Here is a 16,993-nt window from a genome sequence, read left to right as displayed (position 1 = left end):
TTAGCTGAAATCGCCAATCGCATGATCCCGGAGCAGCCGCGCGGTAGCGAGATGACGAAGTCCCTCGCATTCGCTGTATCGATATACCCGGCGCCGATGGCCGCAGAACAGGTTGTCAGTTCACCTGCCGCTCTTTCCCGACCCAATACGGATCGCGCAATTGTCGTCGCAGGATCTTGCCCGACGCATTGCGTGGCAATGCAGCGATGAAGTCGATCGTCTTCGGCGCTTTGAAGCCCGCGATGCGCTCGCGCGTGAACTTCATCAGGTCGGTCACGCTAAGCTCCTTGCCGGGTTTCAGCACCACTACGGCCTTCACCGCTTCGCCCCAGGTATCGTCGGGAATACCGATGACGGCGACCTCGGCCACATCCGGATGATCGCAGATCGCGCTTTCGACTTCGGCGGGATAGATGTTCTCGCCGCCGGAAATGATCATGTCCTTGATGCGATCGTGGATGTACAGGAAGCCGTCCTTGTCGAGATAGCCGGCATCGCCGGTGCGCAGCCAGTTGTCGCGATCCAGCGTGCGCGCAGTCGCGTCCGGCAGGTTCCAGTAGCCCACCATGTTGGACGCCGAGCGCGTCGCGATCTCGCCGACCTCACCTGTCGGCAGCGGCTTGCCGTCGGCATCGAGAATGGCGATCTCGATTCCTGGCAGCGCCTTGCCGGCGGAGCGCATGCAGTCGCGTCCTTCGACATGATCTTCCGGCGCCAGCACCACGATGGTACCGGTGGTCTCGGTCATCCCGTACATCTGCACGAAGCCACAGCCGAACACGCTGATGCATTCCTTGAGCAATGCAGCCGGGATCGGCGACGCGCCATACATGATGTAGCGCAGCTTGCTGAAATCCATCTCGCGCGCCCGCGGTTGCCGTACGATGAACTGCATCGCCGCCGGCACCAGGAACAGTTTGCTGATGCCGTAGTCGCGGAAGAAATCGAGCACCTTGTTCGGGTCGAACTCCCTGGCGATCACGCTCTTGGCGCCGTGATAGAGCCCGAACACCGCCCAGCCGACGCCGCCGATATGAAATACCGGCATCGCCACCAGCGAGACATCGTCGGCGGTCCAAACGTTCCAGTCCGGGTTCGCGTCGGTGCCGCCGATGCGCAGCAGTGACAGGAAATTCTGGTGCGACAGCATCGCGCCTTTTGGTTTTCCTGTGGTGCCCGACGTGTAGAGCTGGATCGCGACGTCGTCCTTGGTCGTTGCGAGGTTCGGGTCGCGCTCGCTCTGTGCGTCGCGCCAGGCCGTGAAATCCTGCCACTCCGATGCACCGCCTTCCATGGTCATGACGATGCGCACGCCCGGCATTTGCGGCTGCAGACCGCGAACGAGATCGACGAATTCCGGTCCGACGAACAGCACCTGTGCCTTCGCGTCGTCGACGATGAAGGCGATCTCTGGTCCGGCGAGGCGCCAGTTCACCGGCGCCGCCACCACCTTGGCCTTTACCGCGCCGGCAAGAAGCTCGATGAAGAGGTCGCTGTTCTTGCCGAGATAGGCGATGCGTTCGTTCGGCTTGACGCCAAGGGCGATGAGCCCGTTGGCAACCCGGTTGGCATCGCGATCGAGCTTGGCGAAGCTGGTGTCGCGCCCCTCGAACACCAATGCAGTCTTGTCGCCACGCGTCTGTGCCTGCACGCGAATGACATCGGCCAGCGTGGCCGCTTCCGTAACGGACATGTATTTCCCTCCCTCCGACTATTATTAGTTGCGGAGAGTGTGAGGGCGTCCGGTTGTGCTGACAAGATGAGAAAGATTTTGCACTGCGGTGAGAGCGGCGACGCGCTGTGCGGAGTCATTTGGCTGATCTGCCGATGAAATCGTTTGGTCCAGATCAGGTCGAGCTGCGTGTCCTGCGTTGTCTGGCAAAATAACGCGCTGGCGGCTCGCCGAAGGCGCGTCGAAACATGGCGATGAAGTTACTGGGCGTGGCATAGCCGAGCGCTTCGGCCACATCCGCGACGGGTTCATTGGCGGCCAGCCGTTCCAGCGCCAGCGTGAGACGCGCCTGCTGCCGCCACTGCATAAAACTCATGCCGGTTTCGGCGGCAAATACACGGCGCGCCGTTCGCTCTGAGAGGCCGGCGGCTTCGGCCAGTTCCTGCAGTGTCCGCGCATCGTCTGGTCGCTTGATAAGCGTGTTGGCGATCCGCAATGCCCTGAGGTCGGTGGGCATGGGGAGATGGAGCGCTTCCCGCTGCGCATGTCGAATCTCGTCGAGCAAAACAGCGACGACGCGCCCCTGTTCTGACGTCAGCCGGTCGGCGTTGGTCCAGCCGGCGGCGCGTCTCACCAGAGCGCGTAGCAATTCACTACCGCCCATCACGCATGGCTGATCGGGCAGCGTCTTGCTTGCAGCAGGTGTCAGCAACACGCCCCAGCCGCTGAGCACGCCGCTCATGGTTACCTTGTGCTCGAGGCGGGGCGGCAGCCAGCCGATGCGCTGTGGCGGCAGCAGCCATGAACCATACTTGGTGTGAACCCGGATCAATCCGCTTTCGATGCAGAACAATTGACCGCGCAGGTGATGGTGCCAGTCGAGTTCGCGCGTGCCGAACCGGAATTCATCGCCAGGCTCGTCGCTGCCCCAGACGGCCACAGCGGCGGGACCATCGATACGCTCGGTGAAAGATGTCATGGGCACTGGCGCATCAAGAGCCGATCTAAGGTGGCCGGCTTGCAGTATTTATCGTCCGAATACCGTTAACGCGTTTGAGCGACCGGGTCTATCTCCGCACGCAGGTCAACGAACAGTCAGGAGACGACGATGAGCCTCGATAACGGAGCCTTTCTCATTCACGATGTTGCGGCGTTCCCGATCGTGTGGGTCCGGCATGATGAGATCCAGCCGGGAAGTGCGGCGCAGTGGGAGGTCGAGATGGACGATCTCATCGGCCGCAAGCAGCCTTTCGTCATGATCATGGCCAGTCACCATCATGATGAGGCGCATGAAGATCGCAAAGCGAGGGGGCTTTGGCTGAAGCGCAACAAGGCGGCGCTCGCGCTGCTTTGCCGTGCCATTATCGCCGTCGAGCCGAATGCCGTTACGCGCGTTCTCGTGGAAGCACAGTCGGCGCTGGCGACGAAGGCATTCGGCATCAGTTCGGCGGTGGTCGCATCCGACGACGAGGCGATGCGGGTTGCCCGTGAGCGGCTGCGCGAGGCCGGGCGTGATCATTGATCGCCACGCACTCATCCTCTCATAGTAATGGGCTTGCCACGTGGTAATGAGCTTGCCACGTGGCGCACAAAGCTGTGCCTGAAACTCCGTCATGCCCGGGCTTGTCCCGGGTATCCACGCCTTCCTTGCTTGCGCCAAGACGTGGATGGCCGGGACAAGCCCGGCCATGACGAACAATAACGACTGCGATTGCCCAGCAACTACCCCCGCTGCGCCTTGTCCTTTTCGTTCTGCGCCTTGATGCTGTCGCGTGCCTGAATCCACTCGGTATCGGACCACTCGCGCAGCTGATAGAAGTTGCCACCCATGGCCAGCGCCTGCGCGCCGTCCATGGCGATGGTCTCGCCACTGATCCAGTCGCAGCCGCCGGAGATCAGGAACACCGCGAGGTTCTGCAACTCTTCCATCTTGCCGACGCGGCCCATGGGATTCCATGCGCGGGTGCGTGCGCCGGCCTCGTCGCCGGGCTTGATGCGCTTGCTCATGCCTTCGGTGGGAATCTCGCCGGGCGCGATGGTGTTGAGGCGGATGCCGTAGCGGCCCCATTCGGTGGCGAGCGACATGGTCATGGCATGGATCGCGGACTTGCTCATGGCGGAGGGCACCACATAGGGGCTGCCGTTGCGCACCCAGGTCACGGTGATCGACACCACATTGCCCGGCACCTTGTCGGCGATCCAGCGGCGGCCGACGGCATGGGTCATGTAGAACGTGCCGTGCATCACCGTGTTGGCGACTGCGTCGAAGCCGCGCGCCGACAGGTCCTGTGTCCGCGAGATGAAATTTCCGGCGGCGTTGTTGATCAGGTCGGTGAGGGGGCCGTCGGCCCAGATGCCGTCGATCATCGCGTCGACCGCCGCGGCGTCGCGGATGTCGACGCCGTGGCTGGTGACCTTGCCGCCAAATTCCGCCATCAGCTCGGTTGCGGTCTCGTCGCATACAGCCTTGCGGCGACCGCAGATATGCACTTCGGCGCCGAGCTCGAGAAATTTCGCCGCCATCGACTTGCCAAGGCCAGTGCCGCCACCTGTAACGAGGATTTTCCGGCCTGCGAGAAGCTGCTGATTGAACATGGGAGCCACCTGATTTAAGAGGATGCGGACGGATTAATTAGTTGATTGACTAAATCCCGACAACGCTTTCCTGTAAAGCGACGATAAGAACAAGTCTAGGAAGGAAACCTCCCATGGAAGATCGCATCTCTGTGTCCATGACGGACGGCGTTGCCGATGTTCGGCTGGTCCGCGCGGACAAGATGAATGCGCTGGATGCTGCGATGTTCGCGGCATTGGTCGATACCGCCGAGCGGCTGAGCCACGAGAAGGGCCTGCGCGCGGTGGTGCTGTCCGGCGAAGGCCGCGCCTTCTGCGCCGGCCTCGACATGGGACGATTCGCCGCGATGAACGACAATGGCGGCGACGGTATTGGCGGCGCGCAGAAACGCGATCTGGCGCTACGCACCCACGGTCCTTGCAATCACTCCCAGCAGGCGGTGTGGGGCTGGCGCCAACTGCCGGTGCCGGTGATCGCCGCAGTGCATGGCGTCGCCTTTGGCGGCGGCTTTCAGGTCGCGCTTGGCGCCGACATGCGCTTTCTCGCGCCCGACACGCGAATGTCGGTGATGGAAATCAAATGGGGCCTCGTGCCCGACATGGCCGGCACGCCGATCCTCGCCAGCCTTGTGCGTGACGATATCCTGCGTGACCTCACTTACACCGGCCGCATCTTCTCGGCCCAGGAAGCACTGAGCTACGGCCTCGCCACGCGTATCTGCGACGATCCGCGCGCCGAAGCTTTGTCGGTTGCGCGGGAGATCGCTGGCAAGAGCCCCGATGCAATCCGTGCCGCCAAGCGCATGCTCAACAAGCTCTCCGTCGATCCCGGTCCTGCACTGCTCGCCGAATCCGTCGAGCAGATGAGACTGATGGGTGGGCCCAACCAGACCGAAGCCGTGCGCGCCAATATCGAGAAGCGCGCGCCGAAGTTTGTGGACTCGTAAGCCACTCTATTCAGCCCTCATCCTGAGGAGCCCGCCAAAGGCGGGCGTCTCGAAGGATGGCGACGGAGCGGCTGCAACTCATGGTTCGAGACGGCGCTGCGCGCCTCCTCACCATGAGGGACTGAGTAAAAACCAAAAACAAAAATCCGGAAACGTATCCATGTCTGCAAACTCCCTCTTCCAAGGCGTCATGTCAGGTGATCGCCGCCGCGGCTTTGCCGAACTGACCGAACGGGCGAGCCGCATCGCTGGCGGGCTGTCGCGGCTCGGCGTCAAGCAGGGTGACAGCGTCAGCATTCTGATGCGCAACGACATCGCATTTATCGAGGCGGCCTATGCGGTGGCGCAGCTCGGCGCCTACGGCGTGCCGGTGAACTGGCACTTCAAGCCGGAAGAGATCACCTATGTGATCAAGGATTCCGGCAGCAATGTCCTGATTGCCCATGCCGATATGCTGCATCAACTGCGCGATGCGATCCCGCAGGGCATCGTATCGCTGAGTGTGCCGACACCGCCGGAGATCATCGCCAACTACAAGGTCGATCCGGCCCGGCTCGGCACGCCGGACGGCGCCATCGATCTGGAAAGCTGGCTGACCGAACAGGCGCCCTATGACGGTCCTGCGCTGCCGCAGCCGCACAACATGATCTACACGTCGGGCACCACAGGCCATCCGAAGGGCGTGCGCCGCTTTGCGCCGACGCCGGAACAGGCTGCGTCCGCCGACCAGATGCGCGCACGCGTCTATGGCCTCAAGCCCGGCGCGCGCGCCTTGCTGCCTGGACCGCTCTATCACTCGGCCCCCAATGCCTTCGCATTGCGGGCCGGCCGGCTCGGCGGCGCACTGGTGCTGATGCCGCGCTTCGATCCCGAAGAATTTTTGCGCGTGGTGCAGGACGAGAAGATCGACACCATCTTCATGGTGCCGACCATGTTCATCCGCCTGATGAAGCTGCCCGAGGACATCAGAAAGAAATACGACGTGTCGTCGCTGCGCCACATCATCCACGCCGCGGCGCCGTGTCCGGCCGACGTGAAGACCGCGATGATCGACTGGTGGGGCCCGGTGATCTACGAATTCTATGGCTCGACCGAATCCGGCGCCGTGACCTTCGCCAATTCCGAAGATGCGCTAAAGAAGCCCGGGACTGTCGGCAAGATCGCCCCCGGTGCTGAATTGCGTTTCCTCGGCGATAATGGCGAGATCCTGCCGCAAGGCGAGATTGGCGAGATCTATTCACGCATCGCCGGAAATCCGGATTTTACCTATCACAACAAGCCGGAAAAGCGCGCCGAGATCGATCGCGACGGTTTCATCACCTCGGGCGATGTCGGCTATCTCGATGCCGACGGCTATGTCTTCATCTGCGATCGCAAGCGCGACATGGTGATCTCCGGCGGCGTCAACATCTATCCAGCCGAAATCGAAGCCGCACTGCATGCCGTGCCCGGTGTGCATGACTGCGCCGTGTTCGGTATTCCCGACGAGGAGTTCGGCGAGTCGCTGATGGCGGTGATCGAGCCTCAGCCGGGTGTGGTGCTGGACCTTGCATTGGTGCGTGCGGACCTCAAGAAGGCATTGGCCGACTACAAGGTGCCGAAGCAGATGGAAATCCAGAGCACTCTGCCGCGCGAAGACTCCGGCAAGATCTTCAAGCGCCGGCTGCGCGATCCCTATTGGGCAAAAGCGGGACGGACCATCTAGGAGATTGGCGATGCGCGCGGCAACGGTTGGAAACAAACTTGCCGCGCAGATCGCGGCGATCGCTCTGTTGGCAGCGTTTGCCGGTCCTGTAGTTGCCGCCGATCTCGAGCCGAAGCAGATCCTCGCACCAACCGGCAAGCTGCGTGTCGGTCTCTATCCGGGCACGCCGACATCCATTCTCGAATCTGCATCCGAAGGCCCGCGCGGCGTCGGTTACGATCTCGGCAAGGAATTCGCGCGGCAATTGGGTGTGCCCTATGAGCCGGTGGTGTTTTCGAAGAACGCCGAGGTTCTCGAAGCGGTGAAGTCGGGCGCTGTCGATGCCGCCTTCACCAATGCGTCGGCTGCGCGCGCCAAGGACATGGATTTCGGCCCGTCTTATCTGGAAAGCGATCTCGGCTATCTCGTCGCGAAGGATTCCAGGGTTGCGGGGCCTGATGATGTCGATGTCAAAGGCGTTCATGTCGGCGTCACCGCCGGAAGTTCATCCGATGCGGTTCTGTCGCGCGATTTGAAGAATGCCGAGGTCGTTCGCGTGCCGGCGATCAGGCTCGCGCCCGGCCTGCTGATGGCTGGCAGCATCGATGTGTTCGCCACCAACAAGGCGACACTGTTCGAACTCGCCGAACAGGCGCCGGGCGCGAAGGTGCTCGATGGCCGCTGGGGCGTCGAGCGGCATGCCATCGCGATCCCCAAGGGGCGCGACGAGGGGATGGCATTTGTCCGCAAATTCACCGAGGATGTGAAAGCGCAGGGACTGGTCGATGCGGCCATCGCACGATCCGGGCTGCGTGCTGCGACCACAGCCAGGTAGCACCATCAAGTAGCAACGACACGAGATTGTTGCGCAATATTACAAGAGGGACGACCGCTCATGCCCGTGTCTTTGCCTGCACCCATGAAACTGGCCATCGCCACGGCGGCTGCATTGCTGTCTTTCACCAGTCCGTCGCTGCACGCCCAGACGTTTCCCAACAAACAGGTGACGATCCTCGTGCCTTATGCGGCAGGCGGCGCGGTCGATGTGCTGGCGCGGACCTTTGCGCAATCGCTGTCAAAGACCTGGGGCCAGCAGCCCGTCGTGGACAACCGTCCGGGCGCCGGCGGCATCATTGCCTCGCAGGCCCTCGTGAAGTCGGCGCCCGACGGATACACGCTGATCCTCGTCGCCTCGGGCCATCCGCTCAATCAGTTCTTCTATCCGAAACTGCCTTACGACACGTTCAAGGATTTCACGGCGATCAGCGAAGTCGCCTATTCGCCGCTGGCCATCGTGGTGTCGAAGGACAATCCGGCAAAGAACCTGCAGGAATTGCTGGCGCAGGCGAAAGCCAAGCCGGACGCGCTGTCCTATGGCATGTCCGGCAATGGCACCTCGGCACATCTCGCCGGGGAATTGCTGAACCACATGGCCGGCACGAAGATCGTTTCGATCCCCTACAAGGGTGGCGCGCCGGCACTGACCGCCGTCATTGCGGGCGACATTCCCATGAGCATCAATCCGCTGCCCGAGATCGTCGGCCAGCTCGAAGGCGGCGCGGTGCGTGCCATGGCGGTGACGACAGCGACGCGCTCGGCGGCGCTGCCCAACGTGCCGACGGTCGCCGAATCCGGCGTCGCCGGTTATGATACGGCGGTGTGGTGGGGCTTCCTCGGGCCTGCGGGCATGCCGGCCGATGTCGTGGCGAAGATCCATGCGGATCTGGTGACGGCCTTGAAGGATCCGGTGGTGCTGGCGGCGCTGAAGAAGATCGATGCCACGCCGGTCGGTTCCTCGCCCGCAGATTTCGACAAGTTCATGCATGCCGAAGCGGACAAATGGGGGCCGGTGCTGAAGGCGGCAAACATCAAGGTCCAGTAAGCAATATGACTGAACGTTCGAACCAGTGGCACGTCGGCCTGATCGGCTATGGCGAAGTCGGGCGCATTCTCGCCGAAGACCTGCGGAAGCAGGATATCCGCGTCAGCGCCTATGATCTCAAACTCGATGGCAAGGATGCTGCGTCGTTGCGCGACCATGCCGGGACGCACGGCGTCACGCTCGCATCCTCCCATGCCGATCTGGCCTCGCGCGCGGATTTCATCGTCTGTGCGGTGACCGCAAGCCAGACCGTACCGGCGGCGCAGGCCTGTGTGCCCGGTCTGAAGCCGCAGGTGTGGTTTCTCGATTTCAACTCCGCATCGCCCGGCGCCAAGCAGCGCGCCGCGGCGCTGATCGACGGTGGCGGTGGCCGCTATGTCGAGGGTGCGGTCATGACCTCGATCCCGCCATACCGTATCAAGGTGCCGCTGCTGCTCGGCGGATCAGGCGCGCGGGATCTCGCGCCGCTGCTCAATGCCATCGGCTTCGATGCGAAAGTCGCCAGCGACAAGCTTGGCGTCGCCTCGGCCACCAAGATGTGCCGCAGCATCATGATCAAGGGCCTCGAGGCCATGGTGATCGAGAGCTTCACCACGGCACGCGCCTATGGCGTCGAGGATGCCGTGATCGCCTCGCTGGTCGAGACGTTTCCGAGCATCGACTGGGAGAAGCAGGGCGCCTATTTCTTTCAGCGTGTCATCGAACACGGCCGTCGCCGCAGCGAGGAAGTCCGCGAGGTCGCCGAGACCGTGCGTGAGATCGGGCTGACACCGTGGTCGGCGGAAGGCACGGCCGAGCGTCAGGGCTGGGTCGCCGATCTCGCCGATGACGGGCTGTTCGGCGTGAAGGGCACGCCGGAATTTGCGCGGAGTGCGGACTGGCGCGTCGAGGCGGATCGGATCCTGGGCAAGGTAAAGCCGCAAGGCTGAGTTCCGGGACAGGGCTGCGCGCTGCAACTTGATCTTGCGTCGCAGCATGACTTGCGACCAAATGGGGGCGCCGGCAACTTCCTGGAGCGTCCTTGTGTCCCTGCCTCTGTCCACCGAAGAAACCGCTATCCCCCGCGGCGACGACATTGCGGCCCAGGAGGCCGATGCCCGGCTGCGCGAGGATATCCGGCTGCTCGGCCGTATCCTTGGCGACACCGTGCGGGATCAGGAAGGCGAGGCGGTATTCGCCCTGGTCGAGAACATCCGCCAGACCTCGGTTCGCTTCCACCGCGGCGACGACAAGCTGGCACGGCGCGAGCTCGAAACCATTCTCGACGGCATGTCGATCGCCGAGACCGTGCGCATCGTTCGCGCCTACAGCTACTTTTCGCATCTCGCCAATATCGCCGAAGACCAGAACAATATCCGCCGCATGCGGGCGCAGCGCGCGAATGCGGCCAACGCATCGGGCACGCTGGCCCATGCGGTGAAGCGCGCGCGCGAGGCCGGCATCGATGCGGCGCTGCTCAGCAAGTTCTTCGGACAGGCGCTGATCTCGCCGGTGCTGACCGCGCATCCCACGGAAGTGCGCCGCAAGAGCACCATCGACCGCGAAATGGAAATCGCGGCGCTGCTGGACCGGCGCGAGCGCATGCAGCTCACCGCTGAAGAGACCGAAGCCTCCGAGGAGCAATTGCGCCGCGCGGTGGTGACGCTGTGGCAGACCAATCTGCTGCGCCGGAGCAAGCTCACGGTGCTCGACGAGGTCACCAACGGATTGTCGTTCTACGACTATACGTTTTTGCGCGAAGTGCCGCGGCTGCATTGCGCGCTGGAGGACAGCCTACGCGCGCAGGGCGGCGCTGCCGAACTCGGCTCATTCCTGCGCATGGGAAGCTGGATCGGCGGCGACCGCGACGGCAATCCGTTCGTTACGGCGGATGTAATGCGCGGCACCATCATGCTGCAGAGCAGGCGCGCCTTCAGCTTCTATCTCGACGAACTCCACGCGCTGGGCGCGGAATTGTCGATGGCGGCGCATCTCGCCGATGTCTCCGATGAGCTGCGCGCATTGGCCGAGCGCTCGCCCGATCCATCGCCGCATCGTGCCGGTGAGCCCTATCGTCTGGCGATCTCCGGCGTCTATGCGCGGATGGCGGCGACGGCGCATGCGCTCGAACTGCCGAACCGCCGCGCCGCCGTGGGCGATGCGCCGCCTTATGCATCGGCGGCCGAGTTCAAGGCCGATCTCGATGTGCTCGATCGCTCGCTGATCGCGGATAATTCCGCAGTCATCGCCCGCGGCCGGCTGCGGCAGCTGCGCCGCGCGGTGGATTGTTTCGGCTTCTATCTCGCCAGCCTCGATATCCGGCAGAATTCGGCCGTGCATGAACGCACTGTCGCCGAGCTGATCGATGCCGCGATGCCGGGCAAATCCTATCTCGCGCTCGGCGAGGAGGCGCGCATCGCGCTATTGACGAATGAATTGAAGAACGCGCGGCCGCTCGGTTCGCTGTTCGTCAAATATAGCGAGGAGACGCTGGGTGAACTCGCGCTGTTTCGTATGGCGGCGCAGGTCCATGCGAAATTCGGCGCAGCCGCGATCCCCCAATGCATCATCTCCATGTGCAAGGGCGTCTCCGACATGCTCGAAGTCGCGGTGCTGCTGAAGGAAGTCGGGCTGGTGGATTGCTCCGGTCGCAGCGGCATCAATATCGTGCCGCTGTTCGAGACCATCGAGGATCTGCAGGCCTCCGCCGGGATCATGGACCGGATGTTCTCGCTGCACGACTATCGCAAGCTGGTCGACAGCCGCGGTGCGGTGCAGGAAGTCATGCTCGGCTATTCCGACAGCAACAAGGATGGCGGTTTCGTTACCTCGGGCTGGGAATTGTATAAGGCCGAGATCGACCTGATCGAAGTGTTCGAACGGCATCACATTCGTCTGCGGCTGTTCCACGGCCGCGGCGGCTCGGTCGGTCGCGGCGGCGGCCCGAGCCATGATGCGATCCTGGCCCAGCCCGGCGGCGCGGTGGATGGCCAGATCCGCATCACCGAACAGGGCGAGATCATCTCAAGCAAATATTCCAACGCCGAGGTCGGCCGCAATAATCTGGAAATCCTCGCCGCCGCGACGCTGGAGGCGAGCCTGCTGGCGCCGAAGCACTCGGCGCCGCGGCGCGAATATCTCGACGCGATGGAAGAGATTTCCGAACTCGCCTTCAAGGCCTATCGCGGGCTCGTCTACGAGACCGAGGGCTTCGTCGATTACTTCTGGGAATCCACCGTTATCAACGAGATCTCGACGCTGAACATCGGCAGCCGTCCGGCGTCGCGCAAGAAGACCCGCGCCATCGAGGATCTCCGTGCCATCCCCTGGGTGTTCTCATGGGCGCAATGCCGGTTGATGCTGCCGGGCTGGTACGGCTTCGGCAGCGCCATCGAGGCGTGGCTCGTCAACCATCCCGACAAGGGCATGGCCTTCCTGCAGGAGATGCACCGCGAATGGCCGTTCTTTCGCACGCTGCTGTCGAACATGGACATGGTGCTGGCCAAGAGCTCCATTGCCATCGCCTCGCGCTATGCTGAGCTTGTCGCCGACGAGAAACTCCGCGAAACCATCTTCGGCCGTATCCGCCGCGAATGGCATCTCGCCATCGAGACGCTGCTCGACATTATGGAGCAGGAGCGGTTGCTGCAGGGCAATCCGCTGCTCGACCGCTCGATCCGTAACCGCTTCCCGTATCTCGATCCGCTCAACCATGTGCAGGTCGAACTGCTCAAGGAGCACCGCGCGAACAATCCGGACGAGCAGGTGCTGCGCGGGATTCAGCTGACCATCAACGGCATCTCGGCGGGGTTGCGGAATAGCGGGTAGGGAGCGCTACGGCGGCGCTCTTACCATCCCCGCGTCATGCCCGGGCTTGTCCCGGGCATCCACGCCTTGGTCAAATCAGCAGGAAGACGTGGATGGCCGGGACAAGCCCGGCCACGACGGCTGATAGGTCTGTGTGCGGCTACGAGAGCCCCCTCAACAAAAATGCGCGCCCTGCGTTTCCACATAGACCGCATAGAGTGACTGGCTCGCGGTCATGAACAGCCGGTTGCGCTTCTTGCCGCCGAAGCAGACATTGGCGCAGGTTTCCGGCAGCTTGATCTGGCCGATGCGCGCACCGTCAGGCGCGAAGATCTGCACGCCGTCATAGCCTTCACCGACCCAGCCGGCGCCCACCCAGATATTGCCTTCGGTATCGACGCGTAGTCCGTCGGGGAATCCGGACTTGCCGTCCAGCGTCATGTCGATCAGCGGCTTGCCATTCGAGAGCTTGCCGCCGTCGACGTCATACTGCCACACGACATTCTTGGCATTGGGATAATGCGTGATGCCGGTGTCGCAGACATAGAGCTTCTTGTAGTCCGGGCTGAACGCCAAACCATTCGGCTTGAAGGGATCGTCGGCGACCTTGGCGATCTGGCCGTTCGTGGGATCGATGCGATACACCGCTTCCTTCTGGTGCGGCTGCGTGACGCCCGGCGCCGCGCGTTGCCCTTCATAGAGATTGATCGCGCCGTAGCCGGGATCGGTGAACCAGATCGCCTTGTCGATCGGATTGACCACCATGTCGTTCGGTCCGTTCAGCGGTTTGCCGTTTGCCTGTTCGGCGAGCGTCGTCACGTTGCCATTATGCTCGAAGCGGACGAGGCGCGTGCGCTGCGCGCTGAGCTGGCGGCCCTCGGTGTCGAACGAATTCCCGTTGCTCTCCTCGGATGGATAGCGGAAGCGCTCGGAGATGTGGCCGTCATCGTCGAGATAGCGCAACTGGCGATTGGCCGGGATATCGCTCCAGATCAGATACTGACCCTGCGCATTCCACGCCGGTCCCTCCGCCCACAGGCAGCCGGTATAGAGCCGCTTGATGACGGTGTTGCCGACTTTCGCCTGGAAACGCTTGGGATCGATGGCGACGATATCGGGATCGGGATAGCGCTGCGGTTCCGCGCCGCGACCGAAGTTGCGCGCGAGTGCATCTGGCGCGATCAGCGTGGTCGCCGCCAGTGCAGCAGCGCTGCCAAGAATATGTCTGCGATTGAGTGTGTTCGTTTGCGCAAGGTTGGATGGAACAGCATCGTGAGTTTCGAGCTGAGTTGGCATCGTCGTCCTCCCGGCTTGTCTGGTTTGCTCCAGTTATTGCCCGGGATTTAAATACCGTTGCGGCGTGGATGCTACACAATTCGATGCTGCCGCGCGGTCATGGCATTGCATAAAGGCGCGCCGCATCGCAGTGAACGTTTAGTTCCGCACGACCAATGGCCAAATCTCTCATGCTGATATGTGGTTCCCATGCCGTCGTTTTACTGTCACATGCGCGTTGCAGTCACTTCTGCAGCATTGCTGTTCATCACGTCATTGTCAGCGCATGCAGATAACGGATGTCGCCCACCGATGGATCAGCGGATGATCGCTGGCTGTAGCGATATCATCGATCGTCCCGGCGCAACGGATGCCGAGCGCGCCGAAGCACTTCGCCTTCGTGCCATCGGGAACTTCGAACTCGGCCATATGGAGGCGGCGCGCGCCGATTTCACAGCCTTCATCTCATTGAAGCCGGATTACGCTTATGCCTATGGCGCGCGCGCTTTGGTCCATGACCGGCTGAATGATTTCGATGCCGTGATCGCGGATTCCAGCAAGGCGATTGCGCTCGATCCACTCTATGCCTTTGCCTATGCCACGCGCGCGAGTGCCTATGAATCCAAGGGTGACGTCACCCATGCGCGCGCAGATTACGACGAAGCCATTCGTCTCAAGCCGGACATGCCGCACTACTATCGCGGGCGCGGATTGCTGCGCAAAAACTTGTCCGATGTCGACGGTGGCATCGCGGATTTCTCGGCAGCGATCCGCCTCGAACCCGGAGATTTCCTGGCGCTGGCATTTCGCGGGGGCGCCTATTTCATGAAGAAGGAATTCGACAAGGCCATGGCCGACTTCAACGCGGCGGTGCAGCTCAAGCCCGGCGATAGATTTCTTCATCTCAGCCGCGCCGAACTCCGGCTGGATCGCGGCGACAATGACGGCGCGATTGAGGATCTCGGCGCAGCCATCGCGGCCAAGCCGGACGACGTGCATTCCTATGTCGATCGCGGCATCGCCTTTTCGCGCAAGGGCGATTTTGCCAGCGCGATCCCGGACTATGACGCCGCGCTGAAGCTGACGCCGAATGATCCGACCATCCGCAACCGGCGCGCCCACGCCCATTTCATCACCGGGCATTTCGCGGAAGCCGCTGCCGATTTCGGCGACGTGGTGGCGAAGACGCCCGAATATGATCTCGCCAAACTGCTGCGCTACATCGCGCGGGCGCGCAGCGGCGACTACGATATGGGCGAGCTGAAGCGCAATACCGACGCGCTCGATCGGAAGGGCTGGCCATGGCCGATGGTGGCGGTCTATCTCGGCCAGATGACGCGCGACGAGATGCTGGCCGCGACAAAGGACATGCGGCTGGAGGACGATTTCCGCGACTGCGGCGTGTCGTTCTATCTCGGCCAGTATCTGATGGTGAAGCGCAAGCCGCAGGAGGCGCTACCCTATCTGAAACAGGCCGCCGAAGTGTGCCGGGGCGATGGCGAGTTCGAGCGTGATGCCGCGCGCAGTGAACTCAAGCGGCATCAGGCGTCGAACTGACAAACAAAAAGGGGCAGCGCCGGCGCTGCCCCTTCGAGTTCGTCATGCAGGCGCGCTCAAACCTCGTGCTTGTCCGAAACGAAGATCGCGATGAGCGTGATCGTCGCAGCGGCCAGCACGTAATAGCCGATGTAAGCGAGACCGTAGTTCGCCTGCAGCCAGGTGGCGATATAGGGCGCCAGCGAGGCACCGAAGATGCTCGCCAGATTGAACGTCATCGACGAGCCGGTATAGCGCACCGCGGTCGGGAACGGTGCCGCGAGTGCGGCGCCGATCAGGCCGTAATTGATGCCGAAGATCGCCAGACCGATCAGCGCAAAGGCATAGATGCCCGCCACGCCGCCAGACAGCAGCGGTGCCAGGAAGAACGAGAACACGATCACCATCAGGCAGTTCGCGATCAGCAGCGTGCGGCGGCCGATCTTGTCGGCAAGCAGGCCGGCCAGGATATTGGTGGTGCCGAAAGCGACGGCGCCGGCGATCTGCACCTTGAGCGCATCGAGCAACGTCATCTTCACGACGCCGACATTGTAGGACAAGAGATAGGCCGTGCAGACATAGAAGAATACGAAGGTCATCAGGCCGACCAGCGTGCCGAGCACGAGGCTGCGCTTGTGCTTGCGCAGCAGTTCCATGCCGGGCACGGCGACGCGCTCGGCCTTGTCGATGGCCTTCTGGAATTCCGGTGTCTCGGTGATCGACAGGCGCACCCACAATCCGATGGCGATCAGCACGATGGAGGCGAGGAACGGCACGCGCCACGCCCAGCTCAGGAAGGTTTCCGGCGAGACGAAATGCAGCAGGATGAAGAACGTGCCCGACGACAGGAACAGGCCGAGCGGCGCGCCGAGCTGCGGGAACATGGCGTACCAGTTGCGCTTGCCTTCCGGCGCGTTCTCGGTGGCGAGCAGCACCGCGCCACCCCATTCACCGCCGAGGCCGAAACCCTGACCGAAACGGCACAGCACCAGCAGCAGCGGTGCGGCGAGGCCGATCTGCGCATGCGTCGGCAGCAGGCCGATCAGCACGGTCGAAATGCCCATGGTCAGCAGTGCCGCGACCAGTGTGGTCTTGCGGCCGATGCGATCGCCGAAATGGCCGAACACGACAGCGCCGAACGGACGCGCAAAGAACGCGATGGAGAACACGGCGAAGGACGCCAGCAGCGCGGCGGTGTCATTGCCGGCCGGGAAGAACAGTTTCGGAAACACCAGCACCGCGGCGGTGGCGTAAACATAGAAGTCGAAGAACTCGATTGTGGTGCCGATCAGGCTCGCCAGCAGAACGCGGGCGGGAGAATTCAGCGGCTTGGAATGCGGCATGGCCGCGGAGGGCATCGCGCCCGCGTGATCTGTCATGATGTTCGTCCAGCAAATGCGGTTTCGTCCGCAGATGCGCGACGTCAAACCCGTTGATTGCTGGTGACATAGCCGAAGCCGGCCGGCGTTTGAATTCTTTATGACGAAATTTGCGCGATATCAGGTCAGATAAGACCGATATGCATGGCTATTTGAGCAATATTGTTTCGTTTTAAATTCAGGGTTGTGAAGATGGTCGCTGCGTCGGCGGCAAGAGGGCGCGAACCTCTCCACGTCATGCCCGGGCTTGTCCCGGGC

General features: G+C 62.5%; 13 protein-coding genes. 8 read left to right on the top strand and 5 right to left on the bottom strand.

Annotated elements, in window-relative coordinates; translation table 11 throughout:
• Nucleotides 1-115: 115 nt before the first annotated feature.
• Complete coding sequence (locus tag AB8A27_RS16530; RefSeq protein ID WP_441242832.1) at nucleotides 116-1,693, bottom strand: fatty acid--CoA ligase; 1,578 nt, start codon at nucleotides 1,691-1,693, stop codon at nucleotides 116-118.
• A gap of 154 nt (nucleotides 1,694-1,847) precedes the next feature.
• Nucleotides 1,848-2,651: an AraC family transcriptional regulator gene (locus tag AB8A27_RS16525; protein WP_441244931.1), complete on the bottom strand. Its 804-nt coding sequence runs from the start codon at nucleotides 2,649-2,651 to the stop codon at nucleotides 1,848-1,850.
• A 129-nt stretch (nucleotides 2,652-2,780) separates the two neighbouring features.
• Here AB8A27_RS16525 and AB8A27_RS16520 point away from each other — a divergent pair, with 129 nt between their 5' ends.
• A complete protein-coding gene (locus AB8A27_RS16520) occupies nucleotides 2,781-3,194 on the top strand; it encodes a hypothetical protein (protein WP_441242831.1) in 414 nt (137 codons plus the stop codon).
• Between the two features lie 200 nt (nucleotides 3,195-3,394).
• Here the strand turns inward: AB8A27_RS16520 and AB8A27_RS16515 are convergent, their stop codons facing one another.
• A complete protein-coding gene (locus tag AB8A27_RS16515; protein WP_441242830.1) occupies nucleotides 3,395-4,267 on the bottom strand; it encodes an SDR family oxidoreductase in 873 nt (290 codons plus the stop codon).
• A 113-nt stretch (nucleotides 4,268-4,380) separates the two neighbouring features.
• Between AB8A27_RS16515 and AB8A27_RS16510 the strand changes: the two genes are divergently transcribed.
• The 6 genes from AB8A27_RS16510 to ppc all read left to right on the top strand — a co-directional run bounded on the left by AB8A27_RS16510 (nucleotide 4,381) and on the right by ppc (nucleotide 12,566).
• A complete protein-coding gene (locus AB8A27_RS16510) occupies nucleotides 4,381-5,193 on the top strand; it encodes a crotonase/enoyl-CoA hydratase family protein (protein WP_441242829.1) in 813 nt (270 codons plus the stop codon).
• Nucleotides 5,194-5,353: 160 nt separating this feature from the next.
• Complete coding sequence (locus AB8A27_RS16505) at nucleotides 5,354-6,898, top strand: acyl-CoA synthetase (protein WP_441242828.1); 1,545 nt, start codon at nucleotides 5,354-5,356, stop codon at nucleotides 6,896-6,898.
• A gap of 10 nt (nucleotides 6,899-6,908) precedes the next feature.
• The gene (locus AB8A27_RS16500; RefSeq protein WP_441242827.1) at nucleotides 6,909-7,712 is read left to right on the top strand and encodes a transporter substrate-binding domain-containing protein; all 804 of its coding nucleotides are present in this window, start codon (nucleotides 6,909-6,911) and stop codon (nucleotides 7,710-7,712) included.
• A 60-nt stretch (nucleotides 7,713-7,772) separates the two neighbouring features.
• Nucleotides 7,773-8,759: a tripartite tricarboxylate transporter substrate binding protein gene (locus tag AB8A27_RS16495; RefSeq protein ID WP_441242826.1), complete on the top strand. Its 987-nt coding sequence runs from the start codon at nucleotides 7,773-7,775 to the stop codon at nucleotides 8,757-8,759.
• A 5-nt stretch (nucleotides 8,760-8,764) separates the two neighbouring features.
• Entirely contained in the window at nucleotides 8,765-9,688 is a 924-nt protein-coding gene (locus AB8A27_RS16490) for a DUF1932 domain-containing protein (protein ID WP_441242825.1), read from the top strand.
• Nucleotides 9,689-9,749: 61 nt separating this feature from the next.
• Nucleotides 9,750-12,566: a phosphoenolpyruvate carboxylase gene (ppc, locus tag AB8A27_RS16485; protein WP_441244930.1), complete on the top strand. Its 2,817-nt coding sequence runs from the start codon at nucleotides 9,750-9,752 to the stop codon at nucleotides 12,564-12,566.
• A 153-nt stretch (nucleotides 12,567-12,719) separates the two neighbouring features.
• Here ppc and AB8A27_RS16480 read toward each other — a convergent pair whose 3' ends face one another.
• A complete protein-coding gene (locus AB8A27_RS16480) occupies nucleotides 12,720-13,841 on the bottom strand; it encodes an SMP-30/gluconolactonase/LRE family protein (RefSeq protein WP_441242824.1) in 1,122 nt (373 codons plus the stop codon).
• 303 nt (nucleotides 13,842-14,144) lie between these two features.
• Here AB8A27_RS16480 and AB8A27_RS16475 point away from each other — a divergent pair, with 303 nt between their 5' ends.
• A complete protein-coding gene (locus AB8A27_RS16475; RefSeq protein WP_441242823.1) occupies nucleotides 14,145-15,377 on the top strand; it encodes a tetratricopeptide repeat protein in 1,233 nt (410 codons plus the stop codon).
• Between the two features lie 56 nt (nucleotides 15,378-15,433).
• Here the strand turns inward: AB8A27_RS16475 and AB8A27_RS16470 are convergent, their stop codons facing one another.
• The gene (locus AB8A27_RS16470; RefSeq protein ID WP_441242822.1) at nucleotides 15,434-16,735 is read right to left on the bottom strand and encodes an MFS transporter; all 1,302 of its coding nucleotides are present in this window, start codon (nucleotides 16,733-16,735) and stop codon (nucleotides 15,434-15,436) included.
• Nucleotides 16,736-16,993 lie beyond the last annotated feature (258 nt).

The organism is Tardiphaga sp. 768_D3_N2_1, assembly GCF_052076105.1.
Taxonomy (GTDB): domain Bacteria; phylum Pseudomonadota; class Alphaproteobacteria; order Rhizobiales; family Xanthobacteraceae; genus Tardiphaga.
The sequence above is the reverse complement of the archived record's forward strand: the minus strand, read 5'-3'. Positions and strand labels throughout refer to the sequence as shown.

Excerpts from the sequence above, each read along its gene's own strand:
- AB8A27_RS16470 (WP_441242822.1), bottom strand. The coding sequence starts at position 16,735 with ATGACAGATCACGCGGGCGCGATGCCCTCCGCGGCCATGCCGCATTCC.
- AB8A27_RS16500 (WP_441242827.1), top strand. The coding sequence starts at position 6,909 with ATGCGCGCGGCAACGGTTGGAAACAAACTTGCCGCGCAGATCGCGGCG.
- ppc (WP_441244930.1), top strand. The coding sequence starts at position 9,750 with ATGGGGGCGCCGGCAACTTCCTGGAGCGTCCTTGTGTCCCTGCCTCTG.
- AB8A27_RS16475 (WP_441242823.1), top strand. The coding sequence starts at position 14,145 with ATGATCGCTGGCTGTAGCGATATCATCGATCGTCCCGGCGCAACGGAT.
- AB8A27_RS16495 (WP_441242826.1), top strand. The coding sequence starts at position 7,773 with ATGCCCGTGTCTTTGCCTGCACCCATGAAACTGGCCATCGCCACGGCG.
- AB8A27_RS16520 (WP_441242831.1), top strand. The coding sequence starts at position 2,781 with ATGAGCCTCGATAACGGAGCCTTTCTCATTCACGATGTTGCGGCGTTC.
- AB8A27_RS16510 (WP_441242829.1), top strand. The coding sequence starts at position 4,381 with ATGGAAGATCGCATCTCTGTGTCCATGACGGACGGCGTTGCCGATGTT.
- AB8A27_RS16525 (WP_441244931.1), bottom strand. The coding sequence starts at position 2,651 with ATGACATCTTTCACCGAGCGTATCGATGGTCCCGCCGCTGTGGCCGTC.
- AB8A27_RS16505 (WP_441242828.1), top strand. The coding sequence starts at position 5,354 with ATGTCTGCAAACTCCCTCTTCCAAGGCGTCATGTCAGGTGATCGCCGC.
- AB8A27_RS16490 (WP_441242825.1), top strand. The coding sequence starts at position 8,765 with ATGACTGAACGTTCGAACCAGTGGCACGTCGGCCTGATCGGCTATGGC.
- AB8A27_RS16480 (WP_441242824.1), bottom strand. The coding sequence starts at position 13,841 with ATGCCAACTCAGCTCGAAACTCACGATGCTGTTCCATCCAACCTTGCG.
- AB8A27_RS16530 (WP_441242832.1), bottom strand. The coding sequence starts at position 1,693 with ATGTCCGTTACGGAAGCGGCCACGCTGGCCGATGTCATTCGCGTGCAG.
- AB8A27_RS16515 (WP_441242830.1), bottom strand. The coding sequence starts at position 4,267 with ATGTTCAATCAGCAGCTTCTCGCAGGCCGGAAAATCCTCGTTACAGGT.